The 15,192-nt window shown below is 32.7% G+C and carries 13 protein-coding genes and 1 tRNA gene; 5 read left to right on the top strand and 9 right to left on the bottom strand.

Features of this window, described 5'->3' with window-relative positions:
• Positions 1-8: 8 nt before the first annotated feature.
• From P6733_RS06760 to P6733_RS06750, 3 genes are read right to left on the bottom strand one after another with little or no spacing between them, the layout of a single operon-like run.
• On the bottom strand, positions 9-1,703 hold the full coding sequence (locus P6733_RS06760) for a DUF6909 family protein (protein WP_306351250.1): 1,695 nt from the start codon (positions 1,701-1,703) through the stop codon (positions 9-11).
• A 27-nt stretch (positions 1,704-1,730) separates the two neighbouring features.
• Positions 1,731-3,218, bottom strand: coding sequence for a GH3 family acyl-acid amido synthetase (locus P6733_RS06755; protein ID WP_306351249.1), 1,488 nt, complete (start codon positions 3,216-3,218; stop codon positions 1,731-1,733).
• A 6-nt stretch (positions 3,219-3,224) separates the two neighbouring features.
• Positions 3,225-4,079, bottom strand: coding sequence for a M23 family metallopeptidase (locus tag P6733_RS06750; RefSeq protein WP_306351248.1), 855 nt, complete (start codon positions 4,077-4,079; stop codon positions 3,225-3,227).
• A gap of 249 nt (positions 4,080-4,328) precedes the next feature.
• On the opposite strand from P6733_RS06750, the gene tatA reads away from it, so the two are divergent.
• Positions 4,329-4,523: a twin-arginine translocase TatA/TatE family subunit gene (tatA, locus tag P6733_RS06745; protein ID WP_306351247.1), complete on the top strand. Its 195-nt coding sequence runs from the start codon at positions 4,329-4,331 to the stop codon at positions 4,521-4,523.
• A gap of 170 nt (positions 4,524-4,693) precedes the next feature.
• Here the strand turns inward: tatA and P6733_RS06740 are convergent, their stop codons facing one another.
• The 3 genes from P6733_RS06740 to P6733_RS06730 all read right to left on the bottom strand — a co-directional run bounded on the left by P6733_RS06740 (position 4,694) and on the right by P6733_RS06730 (position 7,682).
• Positions 4,694-6,817 (bottom strand): Tex family protein, encoded by a 2,124-nt coding sequence (locus P6733_RS06740; protein WP_306351245.1) that lies wholly within the window; start codon positions 6,815-6,817, stop codon positions 4,694-4,696.
• A gap of 93 nt (positions 6,818-6,910) precedes the next feature.
• Positions 6,911-7,342: a ribose 5-phosphate isomerase B gene (gene rpiB, locus P6733_RS06735; RefSeq protein WP_306351243.1), complete on the bottom strand. Its 432-nt coding sequence runs from the start codon at positions 7,340-7,342 to the stop codon at positions 6,911-6,913.
• A 100-nt stretch (positions 7,343-7,442) separates the two neighbouring features.
• The gene (locus P6733_RS06730; RefSeq protein ID WP_306351241.1) at positions 7,443-7,682 is read right to left on the bottom strand and encodes a putative signal transducing protein; all 240 of its coding nucleotides are present in this window, start codon (positions 7,680-7,682) and stop codon (positions 7,443-7,445) included.
• A 163-nt stretch (positions 7,683-7,845) separates the two neighbouring features.
• On the opposite strand from P6733_RS06730, the gene rnr reads away from it, so the two are divergent.
• The 3 genes from rnr to P6733_RS06715 all read left to right on the top strand — a co-directional run bounded on the left by rnr (position 7,846) and on the right by P6733_RS06715 (position 11,498).
• Positions 7,846-10,023 carry a ribonuclease R gene (rnr, locus tag P6733_RS06725; protein WP_306351240.1) on the top strand — a complete coding sequence of 726 codons (2,178 nt, stop codon included), beginning with the start codon at positions 7,846-7,848 and terminating at the stop codon, positions 10,021-10,023.
• A gap of 20 nt (positions 10,024-10,043) precedes the next feature.
• The gene (locus P6733_RS06720; protein WP_306351238.1) at positions 10,044-10,721 is read left to right on the top strand and encodes a head GIN domain-containing protein; all 678 of its coding nucleotides are present in this window, start codon (positions 10,044-10,046) and stop codon (positions 10,719-10,721) included.
• Positions 10,722-10,820: 99 nt separating this feature from the next.
• Positions 10,821-11,498: a LysE family translocator gene (locus P6733_RS06715; protein WP_306351236.1), complete on the top strand. Its 678-nt coding sequence runs from the start codon at positions 10,821-10,823 to the stop codon at positions 11,496-11,498.
• A 147-nt stretch (positions 11,499-11,645) separates the two neighbouring features.
• On the opposite strand, the gene P6733_RS06710 is transcribed toward P6733_RS06715, so the two are convergent.
• Positions 11,646-11,716: transfer RNA gene (locus P6733_RS06710), tRNA-Cys, on the bottom strand.
• Between the two features lie 133 nt (positions 11,717-11,849).
• Between P6733_RS06710 and P6733_RS06705 the strand changes: the two genes are divergently transcribed.
• Positions 11,850-13,784, top strand: a complete 1,935-nt coding sequence (locus tag P6733_RS06705; protein WP_306351234.1) for an LTA synthase family protein — start codon at positions 11,850-11,852, stop codon at positions 13,782-13,784.
• A gap of 72 nt (positions 13,785-13,856) precedes the next feature.
• Here P6733_RS06705 and folB read toward each other — a convergent pair whose 3' ends face one another.
• Both folB and P6733_RS06695 read right to left on the bottom strand, forming a co-directional pair.
• Positions 13,857-14,216 carry a dihydroneopterin aldolase gene (folB, locus tag P6733_RS06700; protein ID WP_306351232.1) on the bottom strand — a complete coding sequence of 120 codons (360 nt, stop codon included), beginning with the start codon at positions 14,214-14,216 and terminating at the stop codon, positions 13,857-13,859.
• A 12-nt stretch (positions 14,217-14,228) separates the two neighbouring features.
• Positions 14,229-15,188, bottom strand: coding sequence for a PorP/SprF family type IX secretion system membrane protein (locus P6733_RS06695; RefSeq protein WP_306351230.1), 960 nt, complete (start codon positions 15,186-15,188; stop codon positions 14,229-14,231).
• Positions 15,189-15,192: the final 4 nt, after the last annotated feature.

Raw genomic sequence — 15,192 nt, 5'->3', positions numbered from 1 at the left:
TAGAATTATTATTTTACGTTAAATATTTGTTCTAAAATCTTAATTGTAATCAAATAGGTTGGTTTTACACCCGTTGTTCCTAAACCTCCCGAAGCTAATGTACTTCCTGTTTCTAAAGGATTATCTGAAGCATAATAAGCGTATCTTACTTTTACATTCTCAGGAATACTCTTTCTGATTTTTGATGCCGATTGTATTGCTTTTTGATAATAGGCTCCTTCCATTTCTAGTCCAATAACATTCCATGTTGAATCATAGAAGAACTTCAATAAATCTTTGTTCTGTAAAGATGTTCCCAAAACTGTAACCATTGGTCCTGCAAATACTCCAATATCATTTCCTTCAAACATTGCTGCTGTCAGTTCATTTTCAAATGGATAGTTATCTGCTGTTCCTTCATTGATATGCGCTGAAGGAATCATGATGTCTCCTTTTCCTCCTTCTAGAATTCCTGCTTTACCCATAATAGAAACGGACAATACGTCTAATAACACTTTGGTATCTTTTGTTTCTTGGTATGGCTTTAATAACTCATCAATCGTCTCAAAAGCTTGCTCACCAAAAGCATAATCCATAACAATGATTACCGGTTTTTCTCCTGTTAACTTTGCCAATGGGAATGCTGATTTTTTAAAATCAATTTTAGCTGTATCAAAAATCTGAACATCGATATTTGTCCCTGATGCATCTGGAATAGAAATCATCCCGTGTTGCAATGCAAAAGCTTCTACCTTATCTCTTACTTCATTATTTCCAGACTTACTTAATTCTTCGTAAATATAGAAATCTGATTTGTCTTTATACTGTGTTTTTAAAACATGTGTAGCAAATATTGAATTCATCACACTATGCATGTTCGCACTGATAATATGGATTGGTCTTTCCAGAAGATTATTAGCTTTCAAAACCTCTTTAATATTGGTTGCCCAAATTTCTCCATGGATATGATGACCTAATCTTTCTCTTAATATTGGACTAAAAGTAATCGTACGTTTATTGTTATCAATTACTTCTTCGATAGCTAGTTTACCTAACCAATACACTACATGTAAGAAACGATCTGGTTTTTCTGCTGTTGCAAAATCATCATAAATATCTAATACATCTGCAAATGTTCTTCCTAAAATATTAGCAGTATGTGAAATTGCTTTTTCTCTTTCAACAAGTGTTAGCTTTTTATTTTGCAAAACAACTTGCTCTAATTTTTGCCAATCGCGTGTTACTTCATAATTATTCTCATCAATCAAGACTCTGTCTTTAATTTTATGAGATTCGATAAAGATGAACGTTAAGTGCGTTAGAATGTCATAAATATCAGAACGTCCTCTGGTAATTTCAACATTCATTTGTTCTTCATCAATTCGGTAACAGTTTCTTTTTCTTTTTGGAGGAACAATTGCTTTAAAATGAGATTTCGAATAGCCTTCATCTGAAGTCAAATTAATAAATCTACATTCTTCAATTCCTACCGGTAAACGCTCAATTACATATAGTAACCCGTTTAATTCTACTTTTTCACCATCTATAGAGCCATATATTTCTGGACGTAATAACAGTAATGCTTCTCTTAAAGTGTCACCCGAAACTCCCATAGGCTTATAGAAACCTCTATTGAATAAATGACGCATCGTGATATACAATCTTTCAATTGCTGCCGATGACTCCTGTGCTCTAGATCTTACAATGTTCTTTACTTCTTTCATATACTAATTTTATGCAAATTTATGTTTTTATTTTTTGAAAAGACGATCCACAATCTTTCGATCATTAGATAATCTTGGTATTTTATTCTGTCCCCCTAATTTTCCAATGGATTTCATATACTCTTGAAAGCCATTTTTTGCAATCGGTGTGACTACTAATTTCCGCAAAACTTTCCCTACAATTAAATCATCATAGTATACATTTTGCTTCCGCATTGCCTGATCTATTGATTCGGTAAAAACCTCATAATCATCGGGTTCATTTTCAAATTCAATACACCATTCATGATAAGGTAATCCATTATCTGGTGTGATTTGTGGTGCAACTGTAAACTCATTTACCCGTATTTGAGTACCTTCAATTGCTTCCTTCAATGCCTCTTCTACCTCTTTACCAATAACATGCTCTCCAAAAGCGGAAATATAATGCTTAATTCTTCCTGAAACAATAATTCGATATGGTTTTAGACTAGTAAACTGTACTGTATCTCCAATATTATAGGCCCATAGACCTGCATTTGTTGAAATTATCATGACATAATTTACATTCAATTCTACTTGACCAATCGTGTAACGCACAGGATTTGGTTGAAAAAATTCTTCTGTTTTTATAAATTCATAGAATATTCCCGAATTAAGTAGGAGTAACATTCCTTTTTCTTTTTGCGAATCCTGGTAGGCAAAAAAACCTTCTGATGCAGGGAATAATTCTATACTATCTACTTTACGTCCTATCAGATTTTCAAATTTTGCACGATAGGGTTCATAATTTACCCCACCATAAATGAATAAATTGAAATTCTTAAAAAGCTCTCCAATTTTCTGATTCCCTTTTTCTTGTAGTTTTTCAAAATACATTTGTACCCAGGATGGAATCCCCGAAATTACAGTCATGTCTTCCTGAATTGTTTCATCTACTATTGCATTGACTTTAGTTTCCCAGTCCTCAATACAATTGGTTTCCCAGCTTGGCATTCTATTTTTTTGCAGGTATTCCGGAACAAAGTGTGCTACAATTCCTGATAGTCTTCCAAATTTTATTCCATGCTTTTCTTTCAAGATAGGACTCCCTTGTAAAAAAATCATTTTACCATCTACAAAATCTGCTTTTCCTGTTTCGTATACGTAATGTAAAATAGCATTTCGTGCCGCTTCAACATGATAAGGCATTGACTCAGCTGTTAGGGGAATATATTTCGCCCCAGAGGTTGTTCCAGATGTTTTTGCAAAATACAACGGTTTGCCTTTCCACAAAACATCTTTTTCTCCTTCAACAACTCGTTCTACATAGCCTTTTAAATCTTCGTAATCTCTTACGGGTACTTGTTGAATAAAATCGGTGTAAGTCTTTATTTCTTTGAAATTATGATCTTTTCCAAAAACAGTATCTTTTGCTCCATCAATTAAACTAAGAAAAACTTGTTGTTGGGTTTCAATAGGATTGTTGGCCCATTTTTGGGTTTTCTGGTAGATAACTTTAGCAAATACTTTTGCCACAAAGGACTTTAAAGACATATATTATTATTCAAAATCAATAAAATTTGTAGGATCAATTGCGTAGCCATCTTTCCATAATTCAAAATGCAAATGTACACCGGTTGATTGTTCCCCTGTTGAACCTGCCATCGCAATAACTTCTCCCGTACGTACTGTATCTCCTTGAGATTTTGTTACAGAAGCACAATGTTTATAGGCCGATATAATACCGTCATTGTGGCGGATAATAATTATATTTCCATTCGTTGGAGTCCATTCGGTGAAAATAACTGTTCCGTTAGCAATTGACTTAATCGGTGTATTCGCAGGTAATGCAATATCGACTGCCAAGTGTTTTGTCTTAGGATTATATCCATCGGTAATATGCCCTTTAACAGGTGGAAATAAAACCATACTTACTTTTGGAGCTGCTTTTTCAAATAGATTGTACTTGTCTTCCAGAGCCACTTGATTGCGTAAAACTGAATCTGCTTTTGAAGGAGATAAGTTTACTTTTGATGGATCAATAACCTCAGCAGCAATAATAGAATCTTTATTGAATTTAGCATATTCCAAATCGCCAATCAATACTTTTTTTACCGATTCGATATAAGCATTGTTTTGTCGAACAATATTAGAAAGTGAATCTGATTTGATTGCTAACTGTGTCGCTTCTGATTTTAATTTTGAGGAGGAATATCCTGGAATATATTCTCGTAAGGGGGTGAAAGCAATAATATAGGTTGTAATCGCAATCAAAAAAATGGAGGAAGTTGTCAATACAATGAAGACATTCATCAAATTTAACTTTAGTGAAAAGATTTCTTCAAACGTATCTTCATTCAATACAACCAATCGATTTTTATTGAATAATTTTCGTGACAGTTCTTTCCTTTTCAATCTTTTTTTGGACATATTCTACTTTAAATTACAAATATAGGAATTAAAACACTTTTATGTTGTTAAGACCCTGTTTAGATTATGATAAAAATACTATTTTAAGCTCCATTTCTAACATTAATCCTAATTTTTATGGCATAGTTTTATTATAACTTTAACGTTACATTACCATAAATAATTAAGTCATCCGTAGATGTATCAATATTTTTCTGTTTATCTTTGTGCTATAATTATATAACATAACAAATTATGAGTGCATTAAACATATTTTTAGGCGTAATTGGTACACCAGAGATTATCTTAATCGTGGTTGTGGTAGTATTGCTTTTTGGAGGTAAAAAGATTCCAGAATTAATGAAAGGGCTAGGAAACGGTATTAAAGAATTTAAAACTGCTTCTAGAGAGGATCAACCTGCTGAAAAAAAGGAAGAGAATAAACTTTAATACATTATTGTCTTAAAAAATAATATAGTACTGATTTCCATTAGTAACTGTAGTGTTCTTTTATTATATAAAATCTAATGAACCTATTCCAGTTCCTGTTTAAAATAAATAGGTGTTGGAGTAGGTTTTTTTCATGCCTAAAAAATCCTCAATGTACATTGAGGATTTTTTTATATAATCATACTGAGTTGAATTCTCTTTTTTGCCTCATCTACCTCCACTACTTTCACTTGTACGTGTTGATGAAGTTTTACAACCTCATTTACATCGCTTACAAATCCCTCTTTTAGTTGGGAAATGTGAACTAATCCACTTTCTTTTATTCCGATGTCTACAAAACATCCAAAATTGGTAATATTATTTACAATTCCTGGAATAATCATACCCGTTTTTAAATCATTAATGCTTTTTACATTGCTATCAAATTCAAAAATTTTAGCTGATTTTCGAGGGTCTAATCCCGGTTTTACTAATTCTTTTAGGATATCCTTCAATCCTAAAAGACCAATATCTTCGGTTGTATAATTTTCAACTTTAATTTGGGCAATCTTCTCTGAATCCGCAATTAATTCATTCATTGAAATTTTCAAATCTTTGGCCATTTTTTCAACAATGCCATAAGATTCAGGATGTACCGCCGAATTATCCAATGGATTTTTTGCGTTTGAAATTCGAATAAAAGCTGCTGCTTGCTGATAGGCTTTGTCTCCTAATCGCGCTACTTTTTTTAATTGTTTACGTTCTGTAAAAGGTCCATTATCTGATCGATACTGAACTATATTTTCAGCCATTTTTTCACCAATACCTGATACATAGCTTAATAATGATTTACTTGCTGTATTGACATTAATTCCTACGCTATTTACACAACGCATCACCACCTGATCTAGTTCTTCTTTTAGCTTCGTTTGGTCTACATCATGTTGATACTGACCTACTCCTATTGATTTTGGATCTATTTTCACCAATTCAGCTAAAGGATCTGAAAGACGCCTTCCTATGGAAACTGCTCCACGAACTGTTACATCATAATTTGGAAATTCATCACGGGCAATTTTTGAAGCCGAATAAATTGAGGCTCCACTTTCACTCACCACAAATACCTGTACTGGTTTATCGAAAGCTATTTTCTTAATGAAAAATTCTGTTTCTCTAGATGCAGTCCCGTTTCCTATCGATATGGCTTCAATTTTATAGGCATTTACCATCGATCGGATTTTTTTCATAGCAATGGCCGTTTCATGCTGTGGTGCATGTGGAAAAATTGTTTCATTGTACAACAAATCTCCTTTTTCATCTAAACAGACTATTTTACAACCTGATCTAAAGCCAGGGTCTATTGCCAAAATTCTTTTTTCACCCAAAGGTGGTGAGAGCAATAATTGTCCTAAATTACTCGCGAAAACCTGAATAGCCGTGATATCAGCTCTAGTTTTGGCTTCTTGTAGAGATTCATTGGATATTGCTGGTCCTAGTAATCGTTTATAACTATCTTCTATAGCTAACTGGACATGTCCCGCTGCTTCTGTTTTATTCTTCAATACAACTTGCTGAATTAGCTCTACTGATTCATCCGAATCAACGTCAATTTTAATCTTTATAAAACCTTCGTTTTCTGCACGCAGTATAGCTAATAATCGGTGGGATGGGGCACGCTGTAATGGTTCTGACCAATCAAAATATTGTTCGAATTTTGATGCTTTTTCATCCTCTTTTTTGGCTTTTACTACTTTCGTCGTTATTGCAGCTTTTCGTTGAAAATGTCTACGCAATTGTTTTCGAACATAAATATTCTCATTAATCCATTCAGCAATAATGTCGCGAGCACCTTGTAGTGCTTCATCTTCATTAGCTACTTTATCATTACAGTATTTTGAAGCAATAAAATCAATCTCGTCATGATTCTGTGCCATGATAATTTTCGCCAAAGGCTCCAATCCATTTTCACGAGCTGTATCTGCTCTTGTTTTCTTTTTCTTCTTGAATGGTAAATAGAAATCTTCCAATTCATTCAAGTCAAAACTCAAAGTGATTTTCTGCTCTAATTCCTTGGTTAATCCTCCTTGTTCCTGAATACTTTTTACAATTGCTTCTTTTCGTTTTACGATGACTTCATACTCTTTCTGCAGCTTGGCAATTTGTTCAATTACAACTTCATCTAAGTTTCCTGTTTTGTCTTTTCGGTAACGGGAAATAAAAGGAATAGTACAGTCTTCCTGTAATAGTTGAACGGTATTTTTAATATTATTAACTGCCGTAGTAACGCTTTTAGAAATGAAATCAATATTCGTCATAAAGATAATTTAAAACGAAATCCACCTGTTAAGATGGATTTCTATATTCTGAATTTATTAATAATGTCGGTTTACAATAGAAATAATATTCTATTATTTTACAGGTATTTTGTCTACTCTAGTTTGGTGTCTTCCACCTTCAAATGTTGTGTTTAGAAAAGCATCTACCATTTCAATTGCTTGTGGAATTGCAGTAAATCGAGCTGGAATACTTAAAATATTAGCATTGTTGTGCTGACGTGATAAGGTTGCGATTTCTTTAGTCCAGCATACTGCTGCTCTTACTTGTTGGTGTTTATTCGCCGCCATAGCAACTCCATTTCCACTACCGCAGATGATGATTCCAAAATCAACTGTTTTATTTTCAACATCTGTCGCAACAGGGTGTACAAAGTCTGGATAATCTACACTATCAAAAGCGTCTGTTCCATGGTTAATCACTTCAATTCCTTTACCTTCAAGAAATTTTACAATAGCTTTTTTATAATCTGGACCCGCATGGTCATTTCCAATTGAAATTTTCATTTTGACTGTAGTTATTTAAGTTTAGTTGTGTGTACAAATTTACCGTAACAGTCTTCAACTTCCAAAATAATTAGTCGTTAAAGTAAACTGTCGGATGTTTTTAAACAATTTTTAAATGATCCTGATCATTCATTTCTGCTAATATCTTCTGTACTAATTCAATATCATTAGGATGCACTTTTAATTTTATCCCGCCTAGTGCCTGAGAATAAAAAGGCACAATTGAAGTCATAGTCTCATTTTCAAATACATACTGAATTTCTGCTTCATCCAGCAAGTGTTTTAAAATTGCTATTTCATGCGGATAATTGAATACGGCAACCGTTACAAAATCTTCCATTATTTTTATTTTGATGTCTTTACGTAAAGGTACTAAATATTCGTTTTTAATAATCAATTAAAAAATAGCGGTTTCTGCACGTTATATTTTAATTAAAATCTTAACAGGTATACCCAATATCTCGTTACTAATTCGTAATTTTCAGCTTTATAAGAAATGATTTATGAGTAAAAGACCAAAAAAATTTGGTAAAAGTGAAAAGGATTTCACATCCAAAATTTTAAAAATACTATCTAAGGATGTTAATAAAACATTCAACTACAAACAAATAGGAGCAAAACTAGAATTAGACGATACACAGAGCCGAAATCAAATTATCAAAGATTTGAAGATTCTCGCTGCACAAAATAAAATTGAAGAAGTTGAAAAAGGCAAATACAAAGTAATTGCTACACAAGATTATTACGAAGGTACTATTGATATGACCAGCAGAAGAACAGCCTATTTTGTTTCTCCTGAATTTGAAGATGATATTTTCATTCCAACAAATAATCTAAACAAAGCATTAGATGGTGATAAAGTAAAAATCTATGTGTACAACAGACGTAGAGGACGAAAACCAGAGGGTGAAGTTGTTGAGATTATTGAGCGTAAAAAACTTGAATTTGTTGGGGTTATTGATATTCAGAAAAATTTTGCTTTTGTTTCTACAGCAAATGCAAAAATGTATACTGATATTTTTATTCCAAAAAACAAATTGGGTGAAGCTGAAAATGGTGATGTTGTATTAGTAAAAATTGAAGATTGGCCAGAAAAAGCAGATTCCCCATTTGGAGCTGTAATTAAAGTTCTAGGAAAACCTGGTGAACACAATACAGAAATTCATGCTATTCTAGCAGAATATGGATTGCCTTATGATTTTCCTGCTGAAGTTGAAGCTTATGCTGAAAAATTAGATACATCGATTCAAGCAAGTGAGATTGCAAATCGTAGAGATATGCGTGATACACTTACTTTTACGATTGACCCTAAGGATGCTAAAGATTTTGATGATGCTTTATCCTTCAAGAAACTGGAGAATGGAAATTATGAAATTGGTATTCACATTGCCGATGTATCGTACTATTTACAAGAAGGCACTTTACTAGATGAAGAGGCTTACAGAAGAGGTACTTCTGTTTATTTGGTAGACCGTGTTGTACCAATGCTTCCAGAAGTTTTATCAAATTTCGCTTGTTCTTTGCGTCCTAATGAAGAAAAATATACGTTCTCCGCAGTATTTGAAATCACAGAGAAAGCAGTCGTTGTAAACCAATGGTTTGGGCGTACAGTAATTTACTCTGATCAACGATTTGCTTATGAAGAAGCACAATATATCATTGAAACCAAAGACAATGTTATTCCCGAAGAAATTTCAATTACAGGAAGTTCGTATACTGTGAACGATGAAATTGTAGCAGCAACTCTAAAACTAGATGAACTCGCTAAAATTTTCAGGAGTAAGAGAATGCAGCAAGGGGCTATTTCATTTGATAAAGTAGAAGTAAAATTCAACTTAAATGAAAACCATGAACCTGTTGGTGTTTATTTCAAAACATCTAAAGATGCCAATCATCTAATTGAAGAATTCATGCTTTTGGCGAATAGAAAAGTAGCCGAATATATAGGAAAACAAAAGAAAACATTTGTGTATCGTATTCACGATGAGCCAAATGAAGATAAATTAATTAGTTTACAAACTGTAATTTCAAAATTTGGTTATAGCATCAATCTTAAAACTAAGGGTGATATTTCTAAATCTTTAAATACTTTATTAAACGATATTCAAGGTAAAAAAGAACAAAATTTAATCGATACCTTAACGATTAGAACCATGAGTAAAGCCAAGTATTCTACGGAAAACATAGGTCACTATGGTTTAGCTTTTGATTATTATTCTCATTTTACTTCACCTATTCGTCGTTATCCAGACGTTATGGTACACCGTTTGCTACAGTATTATTTAGATGGTGGAAAATCTGTTGATGCCGAAGTGTATGAAGAAAAATGTATTCATGCATCAAATATGGAAAGTTTAGCAACAAATGCAGAACGTGATTCTATCAAGTATATGCAGGTTAAATATATGCAAGACCACCAAAACGAAGAGTTTTTGGGTGTTATCTCTGGTGTTACAGAGTGGGGTATATATGTTGAGATCATGGATAATAAATGTGAAGGTATGTGTCGTATCAGAGAAATCCGAGACGATTACTACACTTTTGATGAAAAACAGTACGCCTTAGTTGGTGAAGTATCTCACAATACTTTACAATTGGGGGATGAAGTATTTGTTAAAGTTAAAAATGCCGATTTGGTAAAAAAACAATTGGATTTCCACTTTATTAAAAAGAATGATTAATTAATTAAAAGTACAGTACTATGAAAAAGTTTATGATGTTTGCCTTCTTAGTTGTGGCACAAATTTCGGTAGCGCAATCTCCCGTAACAAAAGAAGTTGGTGAATTTAATCAACTAAATGTATTCGATAGAATTTCGGTGCAATTAATTCCTTCTAAAGAAAACAAAATAGAAATCGTTGGAGCAAGAGCTAAAGAAGTGGAATTGGTTAATAAAAATGGAAAGTTAAAGGTTCGTTTGCCTTTGAAAAAATTATTAAAAGGAGAAGAAATCACAGCAAAATTATATTTCAAAAGTATTGATGTAATTGAAGCAAGTGAAGGTTCTTATGTTTCTTCAGAAAAAACATTCAGTGGCGTTTCTTTTGAAATAAATGCAAAAGAAGGTGCAGAAATCAACATTCAATTGGATGTCGAGAAAGCAACGGTAAGAGCTACAACGGGTGGTATTGTTAAACTTACTGGTAAAGCAACAAACCAAGATGTTGTTATTAATACAGGTGGTATCTTACAAGCAAAAACCTTGATTACAAAACAAACTGCTGTAAGTATTAATGCTGGTGGAGAAGCCGATGTAAATGCTACGGATATTGTGGATGCAAAAGTAAGAGCGGGTGGTAACATTACCGTTTATGGAGATCCAAAACAAATCAATAAAAAACACGTTATTGGTGGTTCTATTAAAAAAGCAGGAGAATAAATACGTTAAGTGAGTTATTTTGAATTATACATTACCCTTTGAAAAGTTAACCATTCTCTTATTTTTAACGCTTAACTTTCAACTTTTAACTATCAAATAATGATTGACGATATTGTTACTGGTATACCATTAGGTTTCTTCCTAAGTTTCATGGTGGGGCCTGTTTTTTTTATTTTATTAGAAACAAGTATTACAAAAGGATTTAGAGCTGCTTTGGCTTTTGATTTTGGTGTAATCTTAGGTGATATTGTATTTATTGCCATTGCCTATTTTAGTAGTTACCGATTAATACAAAGTATAAAAGATGATCCTGCCTTATTTATTTTTGGCGGGATTATTATGTTTACCTACGGAATTATGTCTTTTCTTAAATTAAGGAAAGCCAGTAAAAATCCCGAAGAAGAAGTAGAAGTTGAATTAATCAAAAAGAACTACTTCAGTCTATTTGTAAAAGGATTTTTATTGAATTTTATCAATATTGGAGTCTTAGGATTCTGGTTAGCAATCATCATTACATTCGGACCTAAATTCGATATGCAACCTTCTCGTATGATTACTTTTTTTGCTTCTGTAATCATTACTTACCTTATCACAGATATTGGTAAAATATTGCTTGCAAAACAACTGAAAAGCAAAATGACAACGTCTAATATTGTAAAAATCAAAAAGGGAATTAGCATAATGCTAATGGTTTTTGGATTTGTATTGGTTGTACAAGGATGGTTTCCTAATGAGAAAAAGTTAGTGAAATCGGCATTAGAAAAAATGGAAAAATAAGACTGTTTTTATAGTATTGTTGTTTTCATTTTTTATATTAACAAGAAGAAAATCAGCAATATACAATCTAAAAAAGAAAGATATAAAGAGTGTTGTAGAATACTCTTAAAAACAAAAAAGCGATCTAAATTAGATCGCTTTTTTTTGAGGCATCGAGCGGATTCGAACCGCTGTAGGAGCTTTTGCAGAGCCCAGCCTAGCCACTCGGCCACGACGCCATTCTTGAATGGATGGCAAATTTACATATTTTTAGGACTAACGCAAGAAAAATTTTAATATAATTTTTTAAAATTAGTTTTTACGTTCTCAAAAAACAATACATTTGATCTTTATTATTTAATTCATCCCACAATGAAGAGATTATCTTTTTTAAGACCTATCATCAACTTTTTTCTTATTGGGTTATTAATCACTACTTTAAGTAGGATTATCCTTTTTTTCATTTTTAAAGAGCGTATTCAAGCCACTGAAAATTTCTGGTATATCTTTCCAATCGGTTTACGAATGGATGTTATTCTATTGAGTTATTTATCTTTTTTACCCGCTGTATTAACGATGTTGCTGCCAGATAAGTTCTTACAATACCTTAAAAAGTTTCTTAGTTTTTACTATATTCTTTTTCTTTTCTTATTGTTATTCATGGAGTTAGCTACGCCTGATTTTATTAAACAATATGATACCCGTCCTAATCGTCTTTTTATTGACTATTTGATTTATCCGCAAGAGGTAATCGGTATGCTCCTAAAAAGTTATTTGACTTCTATTATTGTAACCTTTATCATCTTGGGTGTTGCTTTATATTACATCTTTAAAAAAGCACCGAAATTATTCTACCCAAAATATGCACCGTATAAAACCAAATTGATTTTATTTCCTTTGGTTGCCTTTTTATTATTTTTCGGAGCACGTTCTAGCTTAACGTCAAAAAGACCTATAAACGCGAGTAACGCCGTTTTCTCAATGGATCAATTGACGAATTGTATCGGATTAAATTCGCTTTATACTGTTGCTTTTGCTGCTTATTCTTTAAAGAATGAAGGTGATGCTTCAAAAATGTATGGAAAAATGGATCCACAGGATGCAATCAATCGTGTTAAGAAGTACATGAATGTTGCAGAAACTGATTTTATTGATCCTGAACTACCATTATTGCATATCCAAAACCCAGATAGTTTACAAAAAAGACCATATAACTTGGTAATCTTTTTACAAGAAAGCCTTGGTGCAGAATATGTAGGAAGTCTAGGTGGATTACCATTAACGCCGGAGTTTGATAAACTGACGAAAGAAGGTTTATTATTTACCAATCTATATTGTACTGGAACACGAAGTGTACGTGGTATTGAAGCTGTTGTAACTGGGTTCCTACCTTCTCCATCTGAAAGTGTAGTGAAATTAAGTAATTCACAAACTGGATTCTTTACTATAGCTGAAGTCTTAAAGAAACAAGGATATCAAACGAGTTTTATCTATGGTGGTATGGCTAACTTTGATAATATGGCTTCTTTCTTTAATGGAAATGGCTTTGAAGATATTGTAGATCAGGAAGATTTTACAGAAGGAAATTATGCTTTTAAAGGAACATGGGGTTATTCGGATGAAGATCTTGTTGTAAAAGCAAATAACTATTTCAAAACAAAAGGAGATAAACCCTTTTTCTCATTGATGTTCTCGACTTCAAATCATGAACCTTTCGAATTTCCTGATGGTCGTATCGAATTACATGATAAAACGAAAAACACGGTTAATAATGCTATGAAATATGCCGATTTCTCTATTGGTAAATTCTTTGAATTAGCGAAAAAAGAGGATTATTTTAAAAATACTATTTTCATTGTTATTGCCGATCACAATACGCGTACCTATGGTAAAAATCTAGTGCCTATTAATAAATTTCATATTCCTGCTTTAGTAATTGGTCCAACGGTTCCTAAAGGTGCAAAATATGATAAGTTAAGTAGCCAGATCGATATACCGCCTACATTGCTTAATATGATCGGGATGAAGGTAACAACACCAATGCCGGGTAGAAACCTCACCAAACTACCTGAAACGACTCCAGGAAGGGCAATTATGCAGTTTCACGATATCAATGCATTCCGTGTAGCCAATCAAGTTGTTATTATGCAACCGAACAAGGAGGCTTTACAATTTGAAATCAAAAATGATACAACATTAGTGCCTGTAGCACTGGATCCTGAATTAGCCAAAGATGCATTAGGGCATGTAACTACAGCAAATTATCTATATCAAGAACGAAAGTATCGACTAAAGGATACTAAGTAAAATAAAAAAGGTTGTCTGGAAATTCAGACAACCTTTTTTTTATGATTGTAATCTTAGAAAAATAAGACGCTATTACTTTCTATATTCTTTCAATTGTATTGTTACCGATTCTACATCTCCTCCAATTGGTGGGTTTAGTTTAGATACACCTAAAATAACCTTTGTGATGGATGGGATTTCTTTAAAAATACGATTCATAATACGCTGGGCAACATGCTCTAGCAACTTTGAACGAATCGCCATTTCTTCTTCTACAATTTTGTTCAAATGAACATAATCAACTGTATCAGCCAATTCATCTGTTTCTGAAGATAATTGTAAATCTGTTTTGATTTCTAAATCTACTGAATAATCAGAACCGATTTTCCCTTCTTCGATTAAACATCCGTGATATGAAAATGTACGAATGTTTTTAAGCCTAATAATTCCCATTATCTATTTTATTTAAAAGTTTTTTGTCGATGTACAAGGACAATTACTAATTCCTTGGAAGATATCTAATCCAAGAGTGATCATGTGCGTTCCAGAGTTATATGCTGATAATGAATTTGCAGTAATCTGATAAGAATAAGCAAAATAAAAGTTATTCTTTTTGATTCCAGCCATTGGTCCAATATTCAGTGGTTCTAACATTTGATCGTTTAAAAAACGGTAGGAAACACCTAACCAATAATAGTCTTCATAATCATAAAAACGGAACTTCAAATTTACGTCAGTACTAGAACGTCCATCACTTTCAAATAATTGATAATACAATGATGGTTCTATTTCAAAATCACTACTTGACGATTGTCTCCATTTATATCCTGTGTAAATGTAATAATTTCTCAAGGCCAATGGTTCACTAATCGCAAAATTATCAATTTCTTTATTTAGGATGTTAGAAGCATTAAAGCTAAAATAAAACTGGTCATAGCGGTACAAAAAGCCAACATCAAAATTATGATTTACTGTAGCGCGATTGCTATTTACAGAAGGGTCATAAATGTAATTGTCAAACTTCTCTGTATCAATCCTAAAATGGTTCATGTTGTAGGATATCCCTAAGGATAAAAACTGATCTGTATCCATGTCTAGAATCAAATGGTGCGCAAATGAAATTCTGCCTCCATATTGCCTCGTATTTCCATTCTTATCATTGTACATCATAATACCAATCCCTGATGAATTTGCAATCCTTAAATCGGCAACTAAAGACTGCGTATCTGGTGCATCTTTAATCCCTACCCATTGTGTTAATCCATTTGCTCTAATTTTCATATGATCGCCAATCCCTGCATAGGTTGGCGAAATAACAAATGGGTTATCGGCTAAATATTGCGTAAACGTAGGCAATGTTAACTCTTGTGAAAACATGCTTATAGTGAAACATTGTAGGAACACGTAAAAAAATATTTTTTTCATCTTC

Source organism: Flavobacterium aerium, from assembly GCF_030766725.1.
GTDB lineage: Bacteria > Bacteroidota > Bacteroidia > Flavobacteriales > Flavobacteriaceae > Flavobacterium > Flavobacterium aerium.
This window is presented reverse-complemented; position numbering and strand designations above follow the sequence as displayed.

Bases quoted from the DNA above. Each gene is read 5' to 3' on its own strand.
- rnr (WP_306351240.1), top strand. From the start codon at position 7,846: ATGAGTAAAAGACCAAAAAAATTTGGTAAAAGTGAAAAGGATTTCACA.
- P6733_RS06705 (WP_306351234.1), top strand. From the start codon at position 11,850: ATGAAGAGATTATCTTTTTTAAGACCTATCATCAACTTTTTTCTTATT.
- P6733_RS06755 (WP_306351249.1), bottom strand. From the start codon at position 3,218: ATGTCTTTAAAGTCCTTTGTGGCAAAAGTATTTGCTAAAGTTATCTAC.
- folB (WP_306351232.1), bottom strand. From the start codon at position 14,216: ATGGGAATTATTAGGCTTAAAAACATTCGTACATTTTCATATCACGGA.
- rpiB (WP_306351243.1), bottom strand. From the start codon at position 7,342: ATGAAAATTTCAATTGGAAATGACCATGCGGGTCCAGATTATAAAAAA.
- P6733_RS06715 (WP_306351236.1), top strand. From the start codon at position 10,821: ATGATTGACGATATTGTTACTGGTATACCATTAGGTTTCTTCCTAAGT.
- P6733_RS06695 (WP_306351230.1), bottom strand. From the start codon at position 15,188: ATGAAAAAAATATTTTTTTACGTGTTCCTACAATGTTTCACTATAAGC.
- P6733_RS06730 (WP_306351241.1), bottom strand. From the start codon at position 7,682: ATGGAAGATTTTGTAACGGTTGCCGTATTCAATTATCCGCATGAAATA.
- P6733_RS06740 (WP_306351245.1), bottom strand. From the start codon at position 6,817: ATGACGAATATTGATTTCATTTCTAAAAGCGTTACTACGGCAGTTAAT.
- P6733_RS06760 (WP_306351250.1), bottom strand. From the start codon at position 1,703: ATGAAAGAAGTAAAGAACATTGTAAGATCTAGAGCACAGGAGTCATCG.
- P6733_RS06720 (WP_306351238.1), top strand. From the start codon at position 10,044: ATGAAAAAGTTTATGATGTTTGCCTTCTTAGTTGTGGCACAAATTTCG.
- tatA (WP_306351247.1), top strand. From the start codon at position 4,329: ATGAGTGCATTAAACATATTTTTAGGCGTAATTGGTACACCAGAGATT.